Annotated in this window: 14 protein-coding genes; 13 read left to right on the top strand and 1 reads right to left on the bottom strand. The window is 65.5% G+C overall.

Annotation, left to right across the window (positions count from 1 at the left end):
* The first annotated feature begins 200 nt into the window (after positions 1-200).
* The 12 genes from recF (at position 201) to JQ621_RS16150 (ending at position 15,068) form a co-directional block, all read left to right on the top strand.
* A complete protein-coding gene (gene recF / locus JQ621_RS16205) occupies positions 201-1,337 on the top strand; it encodes a DNA replication/repair protein RecF (protein ID WP_212235710.1) in 1,137 nt (378 codons plus the stop codon).
* Positions 1,338-1,456: 119 nt separating this feature from the next.
* Positions 1,457-2,215: a hypothetical protein gene (locus JQ621_RS16200; RefSeq protein ID WP_212235709.1), complete on the top strand. Its 759-nt coding sequence runs from the start codon at positions 1,457-1,459 to the stop codon at positions 2,213-2,215.
* Between the two features lie 112 nt (positions 2,216-2,327).
* Entirely contained in the window at positions 2,328-4,505 is a 2,178-nt protein-coding gene (locus tag JQ621_RS16195) for a hypothetical protein (protein ID WP_212235708.1), read from the top strand.
* A 137-nt stretch (positions 4,506-4,642) separates the two neighbouring features.
* On the top strand, positions 4,643-5,335 hold the full coding sequence (locus JQ621_RS16190) for a hypothetical protein (protein WP_212235707.1): 693 nt from the start codon (positions 4,643-4,645) through the stop codon (positions 5,333-5,335).
* A 280-nt stretch (positions 5,336-5,615) separates the two neighbouring features.
* Entirely contained in the window at positions 5,616-8,051 is a 2,436-nt protein-coding gene (gene gyrB, locus JQ621_RS16185; RefSeq protein ID WP_212235706.1) for a DNA topoisomerase (ATP-hydrolyzing) subunit B, read from the top strand.
* Between the two features lie 126 nt (positions 8,052-8,177).
* Positions 8,178-8,816, top strand: a complete 639-nt coding sequence (locus JQ621_RS16180) for a phospholipid scramblase-related protein (RefSeq protein ID WP_283813197.1) — start codon at positions 8,178-8,180, stop codon at positions 8,814-8,816.
* A gap of 101 nt (positions 8,817-8,917) precedes the next feature.
* On the top strand, positions 8,918-9,313 hold the full coding sequence (locus tag JQ621_RS16175) for a hypothetical protein (protein ID WP_249125335.1): 396 nt from the start codon (positions 8,918-8,920) through the stop codon (positions 9,311-9,313).
* A gap of 120 nt (positions 9,314-9,433) precedes the next feature.
* A complete protein-coding gene (gene murA / locus JQ621_RS16170; protein WP_212235703.1) occupies positions 9,434-10,729 on the top strand; it encodes a UDP-N-acetylglucosamine 1-carboxyvinyltransferase in 1,296 nt (431 codons plus the stop codon).
* Positions 10,730-11,079: 350 nt separating this feature from the next.
* Positions 11,080-12,471 carry an MATE family efflux transporter gene (locus JQ621_RS16165; protein WP_212235702.1) on the top strand — a complete coding sequence of 464 codons (1,392 nt, stop codon included), beginning with the start codon at positions 11,080-11,082 and terminating at the stop codon, positions 12,469-12,471.
* A complete protein-coding gene (locus JQ621_RS16160) occupies positions 12,468-12,956 on the top strand; it encodes a DUF2867 domain-containing protein (protein WP_212235701.1) in 489 nt (162 codons plus the stop codon). The genes JQ621_RS16165 and JQ621_RS16160 overlap by 4 nt, the downstream gene beginning before the upstream one ends.
* Positions 12,953-13,603, top strand: a complete 651-nt coding sequence (locus JQ621_RS16155) for a 2-hydroxychromene-2-carboxylate isomerase (RefSeq protein ID WP_212235700.1) — start codon at positions 12,953-12,955, stop codon at positions 13,601-13,603. Before JQ621_RS16160 ends, JQ621_RS16155 begins: the two co-directional genes overlap by 4 nt.
* Positions 13,604-13,751: 148 nt before the next feature.
* Positions 13,752-15,068 carry an SMI1/KNR4 family protein gene (locus JQ621_RS16150; protein ID WP_212235699.1) on the top strand — a complete coding sequence of 439 codons (1,317 nt, stop codon included), beginning with the start codon at positions 13,752-13,754 and terminating at the stop codon, positions 15,066-15,068.
* 3 nt (positions 15,069-15,071) lie between these two features.
* On the opposite strand, the gene JQ621_RS16145 is transcribed toward JQ621_RS16150, so the two are convergent.
* Complete coding sequence (locus JQ621_RS16145) at positions 15,072-16,187, bottom strand: FUSC family protein (protein ID WP_212235698.1); 1,116 nt, start codon at positions 16,185-16,187, stop codon at positions 15,072-15,074.
* Between the two features lie 121 nt (positions 16,188-16,308).
* Between JQ621_RS16145 and JQ621_RS16140 the strand changes: the two genes are divergently transcribed.
* Positions 16,309-17,679, top strand: a complete 1,371-nt coding sequence (locus tag JQ621_RS16140; RefSeq protein WP_212235697.1) for an MmgE/PrpD family protein — start codon at positions 16,309-16,311, stop codon at positions 17,677-17,679.
* Positions 17,680-17,758: the final 79 nt, after the last annotated feature.

Here is a 17,758-nt window from a genome sequence, read left to right as displayed (position 1 = left end):
GGGCGCTCTCTCGGCCATCCATCGAAGCCGTAGGGTGGGCAAAGATTGCGCCGTCGCTCGAAGAGCGAAGGCGAAAGCGTGCCCACCATGCAGCGGCGCTTACCAGAGGCGAGACGTGGGCACGGCGCGCGCAGCGCGCCTTTGCCCACCCTACGGCACGCTCCCGCGAAGGGAGAGCATACGCCCATGACGAATAGAACATGACCCCCTCCCGCATTCATCGCCTGACGCTGACGCATTTTCGGAACTATCGGGCGTCGGGGCTCGAGACGGCGGCTGACATGGTGGCGCTGATCGGGCCGAACGGGGCGGGCAAGACCAATTGCATCGAGGCGATCTCGTTTCTCTCGCCGGGACGCGGCCTGCGGCGTGCCACGCTGGAGGATGTCGCCGACAACCAGGGCGACGGGTCCTGGGCGGTCTCGGCGCAGGTCGAGGGCGCGCTGGGACTCGCCACGCTCGGCTCCGGGATCGAGCCGCCGCGCGCGGACGCGGCCGTCGTCAGGCGCTGCCGCATCGACCGCGAGCCGGTGAATTCCGCGGCCGCCTTCGGCGACCATATCCGCATGGTGTGGCTGACGCCGGCGATGGACGGGCTGTTCATGGGCGCTGCGTCCGAACGGCGGCGCTTTTTCGACCGCCTGGTGCTCGCGATCGATAGCGAGCATTCCGGCCGCATCAACGCGCTGGAGCGATCGCTGCGTTCGCGCAACCGCCTGCTCGAGACGCGCAATTACGACGACCATTGGTGCGACGCGATCGAGCGCGAGACGGCCGAGCTTGCAGTCGCCGTGGCTGCGACGCGCGGCCAGACCGCCGCGCGGCTGACCGGAATGCTGAATGCACGCGCGCAGGCTTCCGCGTTTCCGTCGGCACAGATCGCACTCGATGGCTGGATGGAGAACGCGCTGCTGACCGAAACCGCAACGTCGGTCGAGGATCGCTACCGCCAAATCCTGCGCGACAATCGCCCGCGCGATGCCATTGCAGGCCGCACCACCGATGGTCCGCATCTCACCGATCTCCAGGTGATCTACGCGCCGAAAAGCATGCCCGCGCGCGACGCCTCCACCGGCGAGCAGAAGGCGCTGCTGATCGGCCTCGTGCTGGCGCACGCGACGCTGGTTGCCGAAATGACCGGCATCGTGCCGCTGTTGCTGCTCGACGAGGTCGTCGCGCATCTCGATCCGAACCGCCGCGCTGCGCTGTTCGACGAGCTGCGCAAGCTCGGCGCGCAGGTGTGGCTGACCGGCGCGGATCCGGCGGCATTCGCGGATCTCGGCGCGGGCGGCGAAGTATTTGACGTCGAGAGCGGACGCGTTTCCGCGCGGCGATAGAAGCTATCGTTGAACCCGGCTTATTCGGGCCGCGACTAGGGCTGTGAGGCCGCAGCTTGCGGTGTCGCAGCCGTTGCAATCGCGCGATCGAACCCGCGCGATACCCCTGGAGAGAGACGATGATGACGGTAAGGCGAGGGGCGAAAGTCCCGGCACGATGGCGGCTGTTCGTGTGCGGCCTCGCTCTGCTCGCAAGTGGCATCGCCGCGGCGGGCGCCACCGGCTGGGCGCCGCATCTGCCACTTCTGCTTTCGTCCGCGCTCACGCCGGATCCTGACGTCGCCCTGCCCGCGCCGACCCGGACCAGCTACCGCGAGATCGGCACCACCAGGATGCTCGGCGTCGACGCCCCGCTGCGGACCAGGCTCACGGCCCGCATCCCCGCGGAGCTCGGCGACGTTCTCGTGTTCTACCGTACCGAGCTCGGCAAGCTCGGCTGGCAGGAACAGCGCGATGGTGCTGACATCGCCAGCGATCACGTAAGGCTTGCCTACACGACCCCGCTGGGACCGGCGGCGCTGGAGCTCGAGCGCAAGGACAAGAGCACCTCGGTCAATCTGGTGCAGCGAAACCGTGAGGCCGCGACCACGGCGCATGTCATGCCGAGGCCAGGCCGGGCAGCGCTGATGCTCACCAATCTCAGCGACAAGGAAGCCGTGCTGACGCTCGACAACCACACCGTCACGCTCCCGGGGCGCGCCGGCAAGGAACGCCCGGAGTCGCCGCTGTTCAACATTCCGCCCGGCAAATACTCATACGCGTTGAAGGTCGACGGCGGCCCGGACCGCACCACAACGATCGACCTCGTGGCAGGCGATGCCTGGGACGTTACGATCGGCCCCGAAGGTGATCTGTGGTCGCCGCTGCAGCTGTATTGAGCCGGGCGCCGCCGGATACCGCCGTTGAACCTGCCTGGCGCCATCGGCGACTAGCTCTCTGGGCCGCGCCGATTCCCGCGAAATCCAGGATCGAATGTCAGGAGATGTGCCGATGTCGATGATCAAGCGCGGGATGCAGGTCCCGGCACGTGGGCTGCTGATTGCATGCGGCCTTCTGCTGATGGCAGACACCGCGCATGCGGCGCAATTCGACGCCGGCTATGTCGACCCTCATACAGTGCCGATGCTGCCGGGCGCGATCGAGGACACCTCGCGGCCCGATCCGTCCCGGGTGCAATATATCACCCCGACCGTCGTCGCCGTGACGACGGCGGCCGTGAAGAAGATGCTCGGCGCCGACGGCTGGATCCCCTATGTACGCCCGCTCGACGAAACCAACCCCAATCTCGCCTTCAAGAAGGGTCGGCAGGGATTGTCCGTTTCCTTCACGCAAGCGCTCGGCCACCCCGACCAATCCGCCGTCACCTATTCCCCCAACCGCATCTATGCGAATGTGCCCTTCCCCGAGGGCGCCGTCGATCTCGTGTTCGACGAGACGCGGCCCTATCTCGGCTGCATCGCGCCGGCCACGTTCGAGGCGACGCAAGACTACTTTGCCAGGGAAATGGCCGCGATCGGCTGGCGCAAGCTGACGGCGGAGACGGCCGCAAGCTGGCCGAACGTGGACCTCTCCGTGTCAGTCCCGAACGGCGTGCGCGTCTTCTACGATCATCCCGACAGCGATTCGACCGGGTTCTACAAGCAGAAGCCGGTGATGCTGACGCTGACCCGCCGTGACGACGGCCGGACCAATGTCGACATCAGGATCGCACCATTCGCGCTGCCCACCGATCTCGAGGCCGGCGATGCCGCCGGCCTGCCCGAGCCGAAGCCGTACAAATCATCCTCGGGCAGGGGCAACGCCCAAACCGCCACGCGCGAGCTGATCGTCGCAGCTCTTGCCGATCTGCCGGCGGTGCTTGCTTTCTACCACCGCGAATTTGCCGCGCGCGGCTGGACCGAACAGGGAAGCGCACCTCTTGCCGCCGGCGATGAGGTCGCGCTGAAATTCTCCTCGCCCGAGGAAAACGGCGTGCTGCATCTCGGTCGCAAATACGATTTCACGATGGTCCGCTTGACCGCACAGGTGAAGGAGAGCGTGCTGGCCGCCCGCGCCAAGGCCAAGAAAGATGCCGACGACCAGTTCATGAAGGATGCGGAGGCGATGACGAAACAGGTCCTCGCCGACGATGCCATCAGGCGCAAGACGCAGGCCGCCGCGCTCTCCGATGCGCCATTGCAGGCGCAGGCCGGCAGCGCCACGCCGGTGCCGCTGCCGGAGACCGCGCAGGAGGTGGATTTCGACGGCGACGGCGGCCGGCTCGAATTCAACACCACATCCAGCGTCAAGGCTCTCGCCACCTTCTACCGTGCCTCACTGAAGCAGGTGGGCTGGAAGGAGCAGCCGTCGGTGATCAACCAGCCGAACATGGCCGTGCTGGAGTTCGCCAAGGGCGGCAAGTCGATCTCGTTCACGATGATGCAGATGGGACCGAAGGTGAATGTCAGCGCCGATGGTTCGGGCCTCAAGATGGCCGCAGCCAATCCTGCACCCAGGGGGAAACCGGCGAGCAGCGATACGGATAGCGCGCAGGCCAAAGCCTCCGGCCCGCTGGAGGCCGACGCCGACTCGGCGCTGCCCGTGCCGAAGCAGCACAGTTCGACGTCACTCGGCACGGCAAGACTGCCCGGCATCGAAGTGCCGTTCCGCCGCCAACTCGACGCCAGCGTGCCCGCCGACATCGGCGACGTGCTCGCGTTCTATCGCAGCGAGCTGACGAAGCTCGGCTGGCAGGAGAAGGCGGATGGCGCAGTCACGACCGCCGATCGGGTGCAGCTCGCCTTCGCATCACCGCAGGGACCGGCCGTATTGAAGCTTGGCCGCGCCAATGGCGAGACATCGGTCAATCTGGTGCAGAAGAACCCTGAAGCCGCGACCAAGGCGGACATCATGCCAAAGCCAGGTCAGGCCAGGCTGCTGCTTGGCAATATGGGCAACCAGGAAGCCGTCCTCACCATCAACAAGCAGACCATCAAGGTGGCAGCCGGCGCCGGCGGCCCTCAATCGCCGAAGGGCCCGATGCTCGACCTGCCGCCCGGCAAGTATCCGTATTCGCTGAAGATGGCAGGCCGCCCCGCCCGCAACGACACGATCGAGATCGCCGCAGGCGATGCCTGGGGCCTCATGGTGGGGCCGACCGGCGAGGTGCTGCCACTCCAGATGTATTGATCCCGCCTGCGCCTGCAGCGGCCGGGTTGAACCCATCAGGTTCGCGGGGCGACTAGTCGTCGAGAGGCGGCGGCGACTGAGTCGCAGCCGCTGTCCCGCGTGAAGATCACGACGCGCGACATCGCCGGAGAGTGGGCATGACGACGATAGGGCGCGGGACCAAGGTCCCGGCACGGTGGCGGCTGCTGGTGTGCGGTCTCACGCTGCTTGCGGGCTGTTCGCAGGCGCCGCTGACCGCAGCAGATCCCCACGCCGACCTGCCCGTGCCGACGCGAGCCAGCCAATCAAGCCACATCAGCTCGCGCGCGTCCGGAATCGAAACCCCGTTCCGGGTCGAGCTCAAAGCCCAGGTGCCCGCCGAGCTCGGCGACGTCATGGCGTTCTACCGCACAGAGCTCGGCAAGCGCGGCTGGCGGGAGAACCCCGATGGCGCGATGGTCGCCGCCGATCACGCGCTGCTCGTCTTCGCCTCGCCGAAGGGGCCGGGCACGCTGACACTCGACCGTGTCAAGGGCGAAACCACAGTCGATCTGGTGCAGCGAAATACGGAGGTCGCGGCCAAGGCCAATTTCCTGCCGATGTCGGGACAAGCGCGGCTGATATTCGGCTATCTGAGGCCAGACGTGGCTTCGCTGGTGATCAACGATCAAACCATCAAGATCCCTGGCGGCGAAAATCATCCCCAAGTGCTGGATCTGCCGCCCGGCACATATCCCTACGCGCTGCTTGTGTCGGGCCTTCGGCGACGCACCGATACCATCACCGTGGCCGCGGGCGAGGCTTGGTCCCTCAACCTCGACGACGACAAGAAGCCGGATCAGATCTACTGAACTCGGGCCTCTCCGGGGGCGCCCAGCGCCTCGAAACAGGGCTTTGCGCCCCCGCAAAATCCACGCCTCCGAGGACCAAAAACGGGCTGTCGAATCGGGCTTTTCGCGAGCCCCGGAATCGACCTTCGGACGCCTTGAAAACCGGCAAAAAATCCCTATTTCATCAATGGGTTGCCGGAGGATACTTTGCGCTAGGCGCTAGGCGTCTTTCATGGCACAAATAGCCTGCAAATCAGCGCCTTTTGCGCGGCTGATTCGGGCGACATCTCGAAGGCCTCTCATGACAGAACCTGCTCGGCAGACGCCTGCCGAAAACGAGCCCTCAAATCCAAGCGATTACGGGGCGGAATCGATCCGCGTGCTCAAGGGTCTCGATGCCGTCCGCAAGCGTCCCGGCATGTATATCGGCGACACCGATGACGGCTCGGGCCTGCACCACATGGTCTACGAAGTCGTCGACAACGCGATCGACGAAGCGCTGGCGGGCCACGCCACGCGCGTCGACGTCATCCTCAATGCCGACAATTCGGTCACCGTGCGCGACGACGGCCGCGGCATTCCGGTCGACATCCACAAGGGCGAAGGCATCTCGGCAGCCGAGGTCATCATGACCCAGCTGCACGCCGGCGGAAAGTTCGACCAGAACTCCTACAAGGTTTCCGGCGGCCTGCACGGCGTCGGCGTCTCCGTCGTCAACGCGCTGTCGAGCAAGCTCGGCTTGCGCATCTGGCGCGACGACAAGGAACACTACATCGAGTTCGCCCATGGCGATGCGGTCGCACCGCTCAAGGTCGTCGGCGATGCGCCCGGCCGGCGCGGCACCGAGGTGACGTTCCTGGCCTCGGGCGAGACCTTCAAGAACATCGAATACGATTTCGCCACGCTCGAGCATCGCCTGCGCGAGCTCGCCTTCCTCAATTCCGGCGTCAACATCGCACTGTCAGACATGCGTCACGCGGTCGAGAAGCGCGAGGAAATGTATTATTCCGGCGGCGTCGAGGAATTCGTCAAATATCTCGACCGCAACAAGAAGGCCCTGGTGCCCGCACCGATCATGGTGCGCGCGGAAGCCAACGGCATCGGCGTCGAGGCCGCCTTGTGGTGGAACGACAGCTACCACGAGAACGTGCTGTGCTTCACCAACAACATCCCGCAGCGTGACGGCGGCACCCATTTGGCCGGTTTCCGCGGCGCGCTGACGCGCCAGGTCAACGGCTATGCCGAGGCCAATGCGAAGAAGGAAAAGATCGCACTCACGGGCGATGATTGCCGCGAAGGCCTCACCGCCGTGCTCTCGGTGAAAGTGCCGGACCCGAAATTTTCGTCGCAGACCAAGGACAAGCTGGTGTCCTCGGAAGTGCGCCCCGTGGTCGAGAACGTCCTCAACGAGGCGCTCCAGGCCTGGTTCGAGGAGCACCCGTCCGAGGCCAAGATGATCGTCGGCAAGGTGATCCAGGCCGCCGCCGCCCGCGAAGCCGCGCGAAAGGCGCGGGAACTGACGCGCAAGAGTCCGCTCTCGGTCTCCTCGCTGCCCGGCAAGCTTGCCGACTGCCAGGAAAAGGATCCGGCCAAGTCCGAGCTCTTCATCGTCGAGGGCGATTCGGCAGGCGGCAGCGCCAAGCAGGGCCGCAACCGCGAATTCCAGGCCGTGCTGCCGCTGCGCGGCAAGATCCTCAACGTGGAGCGCGTGCGCCCCGACAAGATGCTGCATAGCGAGCAGATCGGCACGCTGATCACCGCACTCGGCACCGGCATCAGCGACGAGTTCTCGATCGAGAAGCTGCGCTATCACAAGATCATCGTGATGACGGACGCCGACGTCGACGGCGCCCACATCCGAACGCTGCTGCTGACGTTCTTTTACCGCCAGATGCGCGAGATCATCGACGGCGGCTATCTCTATATCGCCCAGCCGCCGCTTTATAAGGTCAACCGCGGCAAGTCGGAGCAGTACCTGAAGGACGAGCGGGCGCTGGAAGATTATCTGATCGACACCGGGCTCGACGACTGCGTCTATATTCCCGGCACCGGCGGCGATCGCACCGGGCGCGACCTGCGTTCGCTGATCGACGACGCCCGAATCGTCCGCGGCATCCTGCGCAGCCTGCATACCCGCTACAATCGCAAGGTGATCGAGCAGGCCGCTATCACCGGCGTGCTCAACAAGGCGATCTACGGCGACCCGGAGAAAGCCGCCGCGGCCGCGCAATACATCGCCGCCCGCCTCGACACGCTCGCCGACGAGGTCGAACGTGGCTGGGTCGGACAATATGTCGAAGGCCAGGGCTTCCAGTTCGAGCGCACGGTGCGCGGCGTCAAGGAAACCTCCCTGATCGACGACGCCTTCCTAGGCTCGGTCGAAGCCCGCAAGCTCGACGAGTACACGGTGAAGCTCCAGGACGTTTACGCCCGCCCCGGCAAGCTGCGCCGCAAGGACGTCGAGCACATGGTCTACGGCCCGGTCGACCTGTTCGAAGCGGTCACCGACGCCGGCCGCAAGGGCGTCACGCTGCAGCGCTACAAAGGTCTCGGCGAGATGAACCCGGAACAGCTCTGGGAAACGACGCTGGACGTCAACGCGCGCTCGCTGCTGCAGGTGAAGGTCAAGGAGGTCGACGAGGCCGACGACATCTTCACCAAGCTGATGGGCGACGTGGTCGAGCCGCGCCGCGACTTCATCCAGGAGCATTCGCTCAGCGCGACAATCGATATTTGAGGCTGCCTTGCCTCTCCCGCTTGCAGGCGGGAGAGGGGGTGCACCGCCTTCGTGGTGCCCCCCTGAACCTCACCCCCGGCCATCGCGACGAAATGGCGTAGGCCGCCCTGGGAGAGGTTCGAACGAATGTTGCCGACGTTAGCTGGACAGAGCCGAATGTACGTGCAGCAGGTCTTCGAAATGGCCGAACTCTTCGGCTTCGAAACCCGCAACAAGTACCGTATTCGTGATGAAAATGGCCGCGATCTGCTCTATGCGGCTGAACAGCAAAAGGGACTTCTCGGCTTCCTGGGGCGTCAGGCCTTCGGGCATTGGCGCTCCTTCGAGGTTCATTTTTTCGACAATGCCCGACAGCCGGTCATGGTGGGGAGACATCCCTTCCGCTGGTTCTTTCAGTGTCTGGAGCTGCGTTCGCGCGACGGCCGCCTCGTTGGAACCATCGAGCGTCAGTTCTCGATTCTCACCAAGAGCTTCCATGTGCACGATGCGCAGGGACGAGTGGTGCTCGAAGTCAGTTCGCCATGGTGGCGCGTCTGGACCTTTCCATTCATGCGCGGAGGGCAAGAGCGGGCGCGCGTTGCAAAAAAATGGTCCGGCCTCGGCTCCGAACTGTTCACCGACCGCGACAATTTTCTGGTGGAGTATCTGGAGCGCGGTCTGACAGAAGATGAGCGAGCGCTGGTTCTCGCAGCCGCGATCTACATCGATCTCATGTATTTTGAAGAAAAAGGCGAAGGCGGCGTGATCAATCTACTACGCAGCTGAATCGGCCCGTTCCCGCCCGAAAACGTGATTTCATGAGTGCTCCCGCATTGAAGCCAGTTGTCCCGTCGCGCCGGCTTGGCGTGATCGGGAGCCTCGTTGGCATGCTGGCGCTGATCGCGGCCGTTCTGCCGCATTGGATCTTGCCGGTGATCTATCCTCCGCCGCCCGCGGATCAGGTCATCGTCGACACCGGTCACCGCCTCAAGGATCGCCTGATCGCGCGGATGAAAGGCGTCGAGTATCAGGCGCCGCCGCGCGAGACATCGACGCGGAGCCAACTGGGCGACGCATCCTCGATCGCTGCGATCTCCTTCGGCCTGCTCGCGATCCTGCTCTCGGTGCTCGCGCTGGTGTTTCGCGAGGAGAGGCTGCTTGCCGGCGTGGCAGCGGCGCTCGGGACGGGCGCCATCGCCATCGAGATATCCTTCCTCTTCATGGGCGTGCTGATCCTGATCGCGGTCCTCTATGTGGTGGGAAATATCATCGGGATGTTCTAGGGGACGCCTGGCTGGCAGACCGCCTCGAACCACGGCCTGCACAATTGCTACCGCGCTCAATTCCCTATAGTTTCCGCCTCCGAAGCCGCCCGCCCCACCAACAGGACAACGAGAACTCATTTGGCGCCCATTCAGTACATCGTCGAGGGCGGTCACCGGCTCTCGGGCTCGATCGAGCCGGCCGGCAACAAGAATTCGGCGCTGCCGATCATCGCCGCCGCACTGCTCACCGAGCATCCGGTCATCCTGGAGAACGTGCCGCGGATCCGCGACACCGAGACGCTGGTCGAGCTGATTCGCTCGGTCGGTGCATCGGCGGAATGGACCGCCCGCAACACGCTTCACATTCACGCCAAGAGCATCCGTGCTGCCGATCTGGATCCCGAGCTCTGCGTCCGCATCCGCGCCTCGATCCTGCTCGCAGGTCCCCTGCTGGCGCGCTGCGGCGAGGTGATGTTGCCGCCGCCGGGCGGCGACGTCATCGGCCGGCGCCGGCTCGACACCCATGTGCTCGCGCTCGAACAACTTGGCGCCAAGGTTACCGCGACCGACCGGCTGGAATTCCGCTGTCCCAAGCTCACCGGCGCCGACGTGTTCCTGGACGAGCCGAGCGTCACCGCGACCGAGAACGCGCTGGTCGCCGCGGTCGCGGCCGACGGCGTCACTTATCTGCGCAATGCAGCCTCCGAGCCGCATGTGCAGGACCTCGCCAATTTCCTGGTCGCACTCGGCGCGAGGATCGAGGGTGTCGGCACCAACACCATGGTCATCCATGGTCCGGCAACGCTGGGCGAGGCGACCTATCGGATCCAGCCCGACCATATCGAGGTCGGCTCGCTGATCGGGCTTGCGGCCGTGACGCGCTCGCCGCTGCGTATCGTCCGCGCCGGCGTCGAGCATCTGCGCTCGATCCGCATGGGCTTCGAGCGGCTCGGCATCGTCTGCCGCGTCGAGGGCGACGATCTCATCGTGCCGTCGAACCAGACGCTGAAGATCCAGGACGATTTCGGCGGCCATGTGCCGAAGCTGGAAGACCAGCCCTGGCCGGCCTTCCCGGCCGATCTGATGTCGATCGCGATCGTCACCGCCACGCAGTGCGAAGGCGTGATCCTGATGTTCGAGAAGATGTTCGAGTCGCGGATGTTCTTCGTCGACAAGCTGATCGGGATGGGCGCGCGCATCGTGCTGTGCGATCCGCATCGCGCGATCATCGCCGGCCCCAGCCGGCTGCACGGCGCGACGCTGAGCTCGCCCGATATTCGCGCCGGCATGGCGATGCTGCTCGCCGCCGTCTGCGCCGAGGGCACCTCCACCATCAACAATGCCGACCAGATCGAGCGCGGCTATGAGCGCATCGACGAACGCCTGAACGCCTTGGGCGCGAAGATCCGCCGCGTGCCGGAACGGAAGGGCTGAGGGGCTTTCTTCTTCGCCTCGCCCCGCTTGCGGGGAGAGGCAACTGCATATGGCTTTTACGGGGATCGTCGCGGGCTTGCTCCGCCTCTCCCGCTTGCGGGAGAGGCCGACGCGCTCGCAGAGCGCGGCGGGTGAGGGTTCTCACCACTCGGGGACATCCTCCGCAATTCTCGACAATCCCAATGCGGAGACAGCCCCCACCCCAGCCCTCCCCCGCAAGCGGGAGAGGGAGCCGACTGCCAATGCCGCCGCATCGTACACACCATATGCGATTGCCCTGCCGCAAGCGGGGCGAGGGAGAAGAAACCCGGGCCATGTTTTCGTCGCCGGCCCGTGCTATTGACGCCGCCATGCTCGACACCGTCCAACCACGACAGCCGCGGCAAACCGGCGTGAAAAGCCATCTCGCAATCGAATTCGTCGAGACGCTGCGACTGGCTGTGCCGATGATGCTGACGCAGCTCGGGCAGATCGCGATGATCACGAGCGATCTCGCGCTGATCGGGCGGCTTGGCGAGGATTCGGTCGCGGCCGCGGCACTTGCGCACACCGTCTACTTCGTCAGCTTCACCTTCGGGCTCGGATTGATGGCGGCGGTGTCGCCGCTGGCGGCCCAGGCATTCGGCGCGGGCGACGTCAGGCGCATCCGCCTCTCCTTGCGCGTCGGACTCTGGGCTGCACTGCTGATCTCGCTGCCGATGATGGCCTCGCCGCTTTATGGCGAGCACATCCTGATTGCGCTCGGTCAGGCACCGCATTCGGCCGCACTCGCGCAGCGCTATCTGAATGGCCTCGCCTGGGGCATCGCGCCGGCGCTCGGCTTCATTGCGATCCGCAGCATGATGAGCGCGGTGAACCGGCCGCAGGCGCCGCTGTGGATCACACTCGCCGCGATCCCCGCGAATTTCGCGCTGGTCTATTGCCTGATCCATGGCCTGTTCGGCCTGCCGGAGCTCGGCCTGTTCGGCGCGGGATTGGCGACCACGCTGGTCAATCTCGGCACCTTCGTCGCCGCGCTCGCGATTGCGGCGTTGCGCAAGCCGTTCGCCGACTACCATCCGCTCGCGCGTCTCTGGCGGATCGACTGGCCCTTGATGCGCCAGCTGATCGCAATCGGGGCGCCGATCTCGTTCTCGCTGCTGCTGGAGTACGGCCTGTTCTCCTCGGCGGCGCTGCTGATGGGGCTGATCTCGACCACGGCGCTCGCCGCGCACCAGATCGCGCTTCAGGTCACCGCGGTACTGTTCATGGTCCCGCTCGGCATCGGCATGGCCGCGACGGTGCGGGTCGGCCACGCCTTCGGCCGCAACGAGCCGGCCGGCGTCCGGCGTGCGGGTCTCGTCGCAGCCGTGCTCGGAATTGCGTTCGTCGCAGGCCTGACCGTCGCGATCATCCTCGGCCGCTATGAGCTGGGGCGGCTGTTCTTCGGCAGCAGCGATGCCAGCGCGCCAACGGTCGAGCTCACTGCGACGCTGCTCCTGGTCGGCGCGACCTTCTTCATCGCCGATGCGCTGCAGACCATCATGGGCGGCGCGCTGCGCGGCATCAATGACACAAAGATGACGCTGGTGTTCGCAGCAACAGGCTATTGGTGCGTCGGCTTCCCCGTCGCCTGGGCGCTTGCCTTTCACGCCGATCTCGGCGCGGTCGGCGTCTGGATCGGGCTGTCGATCGGATCGTTCGTTTATGCCGGCCTGTTGATCTTGCGCTTTGGCTTGCTGACGCGCAAAATCGCGGGATGACAGGATCGGTCCACGAGATCACCCCCGATGTCGACGCCGGCACGGTGCTATCGGGCGCGCAATTCATCGACGCCTTTCGTGCCGAGGTCGGCGCGGCGCAATTGAGCGCCCGCGAGGCCTGCACCCGCATGGTGTTGCACGGGCCGCGCTGGATCGATGCGCTGACCCGCTTGCGCAACATTCTGGTGACACCCTTCGGCCTGAAAAAATCGGGTGAAGGCGCCTACGCGCCCGGCGGCCTGATTGGCCTGTTTCCGGTGCTGAGCGAGACGCCGGAGCGGCTGGTCGCCGGCTTCGACGACTATCATCTCGATTTCCGTATCGTGGTCGATGTCGCCGGCGAAGCTGCGCTTCGCCACGTCACCGTGACCACGCTGGTGAAAACGAACAATATCCTCGGACGGACCTACCTCGCGCTCATCACGCCGTTCCACAAGCTCGTGGCCCGCAGCATGGTGGGATGCATCGTGGAGCCGGCGCGATGACGCTGTCTGTCGACCTCTTCTTTTCCTTTCGCAGCCCCTACAGCTATCTGGCGCTGCCGAGGACGCTGAAGCTGGTGGAGGAATACGATCTCGCCGTGAACCTGCGGCCGGTCTATCCGATCGCGGTCCGCGTGCCCGGCTTCTTCAAGAAGGCCAGCCCGCAATTCGCGCGCTACATCGTGCTGGACAGCCGCCGCGTCGCCGAGCACGCCGGCATTCCGTTCCGCTTTCCGCGGCCTGATCCGATCGTGCAGGACATGTCGACGCTCGAGGTCGCATCGGAGCAGCCCTACATCCATCGCCTGACACGCTTGGGCGCCATGGCGCAGCTCGACGGCCGCTCGCTCGCCTTCACCGCGGCGATCGCGCCAGTGCTCTGGGACGGCTCGGTTGCCGGCTGGAACGAGGGCGATCACCTCGCCCGCGCCGCCCGGAAGGCCGGGTTCGATCTCGCAGCGATGGATGCCGCGATCAGCGCCGATCCGGATCGCTACGAGCAGGTGATCACGGAGAACGAGAAGGACCACGCGGCCTCGGGCCATTGGGGCGTGCCAACCTTCGTGTTCGAGAACGAGCCTTTTTTCGGCCAGGACCGCATCGATCTCTTGGTCTGGCGCTTGCAAAGCAAGGGGCTGACGAAGCGCTAGATTATTGGATCGGACGCGTTTCCTTGGCGCGACCCGGCATCCGCGTCGCTCGAAAACGCTCTTGCCTGTCGGCATGAACCGGCTTCCCTGAGACAGCGACTGAGACGTGGCGCCCCTGTTCCAATACCGGCGGCGCAGCGGAGATCGGATGTATCTAGCAAAATTCTTCCATCGCGCGCCCGGCGACGACGACCGCGAGTTGATGCTGATTCCGGGCGGCGATCCCACGGTGATGGGCATTCGCATGAACTGGAAGGGCGAGCCGGGGTCGGAGGAATATTTGAACGAGGAGTTCTCCGGCATCGCCGACGCCGTCGCGGCCTTCCGGCGCCAGGCCGCCGAACTCGTGGCCGCCGGCTATGTCGAGACCAGCCACACCAGATACACGCTGCGCGAGCTGCCGCCCGATCCGCCGGCGAAGCCGGACTGGCAGAAGGGCCTGGATGAACTGATGATGGCGGCTCTCAGCGCGCCACGCGCCGAGCAGGCGAGCCATCTGGAGGCGCTCAGTGGTACGCTGGCCGAGCATGAACCCCTCTATCTCTGGCACGCCGCACGACTGAGTTCCGCCGACGGCAGGGACACGGCGCAAACGGTGCGCTTGGCCGAACAGGCGCGCGATACGCTCCGCGCCCGGCGATCCGCCCGACAGCCGCATTATGCATGGTCCATATCGGAGAGCGACCTCGAAGGCCGCATTCTCGAATTGCTCAGCGACGCTTATGTGCAGGCCGGCGATTCGGACGGCGCATTGGCCACGATCGAACATCTCTGCAGGACCGCCCCGAACCATGAACGCATCCTCCAGCGCGCCGAGCTCATCCTCGCCTGTTTTCCCGAGCGGCGGGAAGAGGCTTTCGACGATGCCTATCAATGGTCGCAGTTCGGCGGCTACGACGACATCATGGCGTCTGACGGCTACGCCGAGTACGAAGCAAAGCGCAAGGCGGGAACGTCGGCCAAGGGCTGGCGCTGGAAGCCCGGCATACCGGCAAGCGAATCGGCTGTGCGCGCGGCGGAGCAGGCCCTCGGCACCCGACTGCCGGACGCTTATCGAAATTTCCTGCTGACCCGCGGCGAGACCGAGCTGCTGGTGCGGCTGCCCGAATCGTCTTCCGAGCTACGCTTCTACGGACCTGACAAGCTGGCCACGCAGCAGCGCAATCTGCTCGATTTCATTGCGAGTTCCGAGGACGAGCTGGAGGACGCCTGCGCCTATTTCCGCAAAACCTACGGCGTTTCGCTCAAGCACCTGATACCGGTCGCAGAGCCGTCGCAGCTCAGCCGCTGCCTGCTGATCCATGTCGAGCCCGGCGAGCGCTATGGGTGGTGCTTCGAGTGGGACCATGACGGTTCATGGGAGCTGGAGCAGAAGCAGCCGGGGTTTGACGTTGCGTTGAAGGCGCTGACCGACGGCATCGAGAGCCGCAACGAGACGCAGCTCAGGTTCTTCGAACTCGGATAAGACTCATTCCGCCACCTTCACCGGCCCATCCACCGCAGCCTCCGACCATTCGCCGACGACGCGGTCGAGGTCGCAGAGATTCTGGTGCATCTGCTCCAGCGAGAAGCCGAGCGCGAAGAAGCGCTCCGCGGTATCGCTCGCGTGGCCGCGGATCAACCCATCTTGGCGCACGGCCGCGACTGCCTCGGCGTAATGCTGAAGCGCGACGTGCACGGGATGGATCGGCGGCGCGCCGGCGCCCTCGCGCAAGGCTTCGGCCGCCGATTTCAAAAACCGCTGGATCGCTGCGGCGACTTCCGCGAGCGGGCCTGCGAGCCTCACCTGCACCTCGACGGGCAGCGGCACCACGGTGGCGCGGCCGATCATCACGACATCGTGGCGCAGCCGCAGGATCGTGCGCAACAGCGGACCGGTGTCGGGACCGCTCGACAGCCGCGCCGAACGCTCGCGCTCGGCTTCCGCACCGATGGTATTCATGCCCACCATGGCGGTGCCGATGCCGTCCTGGATCCGATGCAGCGCGTCGTTGTCGCGGCCGCGCGTGAGGCCTGCGAGCAATTCGCTGAAGGCCTCCGCGATCAAATCCAGCAACTTGGCCGCGCTGGCGCGAATCTGCCGTACCGCGCGCGAGGGCAGCACCAGAAAAGAGACGAGCAGCCCGGTCACCGCGCCGACGGAAACCTCGCTGACGCGATCAATCGCCGAGGCCATGGGATCGGCATGATGCATGGTCGGAAGCACAAGCACGATCACGGCCGTCACCGTTGCCGAGCTCAGGTTCGGATAGATCGAAGCGATAAAGGCAAGCGGCGCGACGGCCAGCACCAGCAAACACAGCAGGCCCAGTTCGCCCGAATAGGGGATCAGGATTGCGATCGCGCCGCCATAGATGGCGCCGCCGATCGTGCCGAGCATGTAGTCGCGCGTCGCCTTCAGCGATCGGCCGACGCTCATCTGGGTCACGATGATCGAGGTCAGCACGGCCCAGAGCGGCAACAACAGATGCAGCGCGGTGGCGAGTGCGTAAGCGCCGGCCGCCGCGACCGTGACCCGGACCGCCAGCCCCAATTGCGTCCTGCGCGCCCAGATGCGGTCGAACAGCTGTCTTGCGAGTGTCATCGTCTGATATCCGGACCCGTCCTCTAAACCGGCCAAAAGCATGGCTGATGCCCGCGGCCCCCTGGCCGCTTGAAAGGCAAAATCAGCCCGCCTAACTTGCCGGCCAAAACGAGGAAACACGATGGCCCACGAAACCGCAACGCTCGCTGCCTATGTCGCCAACCTGAAATTCGCCGATATTCCGGCAGCGGTGCTGGATCGGGCCAAGGTGCTGACGCTGGATTTCCTTGGCAGCGCCATCCGGGCGCGGAGCGAGGCTGAATCGACCCCGTCGCTGCTGAAGATGCTGGAAGCGCTGTCGCTCGACACCAGGGGCGAGTCCACCGTGTTCGGCGATTCCAAGACCTGGACACCGGCGGTCGCGGCTCTCCTCAACGGCGCCCTCGGCCATTCCCTCGATTTCGACGATACGCACGCGGATTCCTCGCTGCATCCGAGCGCGCCGGTGGTTCCGGCCGCGTTTGCCGTCGGCGAGATGGTTGGCGCTTCGGGGCGCGACGTGCTGACCGCGATCGTTGCGGGTTACGAGGTCTGCTGCCGGCTCGGCAACGCGCTCGATCCGACCTCGCATTATGCGCGGGGCTTCCATCCGACCGCGACCGCCGGCACTTACGGCGCGGCCGCAGCTGCGGCAAAACTGTTCGGCCTCTCCGAGCCGCAGATCGTTGCCGCCTTCGGCGTCGCCGGCAGCCAGGCCGCGGGCTCGCTGCAATTCCTTGTCAACGGTGCCTGGAACAAGCGCTACCAGGTTGGCGCCGCCGCCATGAACGGCGTGATCGCCGCAACGCTGGCGCGCAACGATTTCGTCGGCGCGACGGAATCGGTCGAAGGCAAGCACGGCCTGCTCGCCGGCTACACCGACGACGCGCATCCGGACAAGGCCGTGGCCGGGCTCGGCAAAACCTACGAGACCATGAAGATCGGCGTAAAGCCCTATCCGAGCTGCCGCTACACCCATGCCGCGATCGACGCGCTGATCGCGATGCGCCGCGAGCACAATCTCACCCCCGACCAGGTCAAGCGCGTCGAGATCGGCCTGCACCGCAACGGCATCACGCTGACAGGCGATGCCGCCACCAAGCGGCATCCGACCTCGATCGTCGGCGGCCAGTTCTCGATGTTCTTCACCGGCGCGCTCGCGCTCGACCAGGGCTCATTCGGCTGGGACGACTACAATCGTCTGGGGGATGCCGCGATCGATGCGCTCGCCAACAAGTTCGACGTGGTGCAGGACGACCGGCTCGAGGTCGGCCGCTCCCATCCGTTCGGCGCGCGCGTCAGCATCACGACTGAAGATGGCGTTCATGAGCGGCTCTACGCCGATCCCTCCGGCGAGCCGACCTCGTTCCCGGACGCGCAGGCGATGCAACAGAAGTTTCTGACGCTGGCACGGCCCGTGCTGAATGCGCGGGCCGACAAATTCGCCGACGCGATCATGACGCTGGAGCTGTTCGATCGCGTGGCGGCGGCGACGGAGCTCGGACGGCAGTAGAGGTCTCTTCGCCTCGCCCCGCTTGCGGGGAGAGGCCGGAATCCAAGCGCAGCTTGGATTCCGGGTGAGGGGGACTCTC

Origin of the sequence: Bradyrhizobium manausense (assembly GCF_018129685.1) — a bacterium.
Classification (GTDB): domain Bacteria; phylum Pseudomonadota; class Alphaproteobacteria; order Rhizobiales; family Xanthobacteraceae; genus Bradyrhizobium; species Bradyrhizobium manausense_D.
The sequence above is the reverse complement of the archived record's forward strand: the minus strand, read 5'-3'. Positions and strand labels throughout refer to the sequence as shown.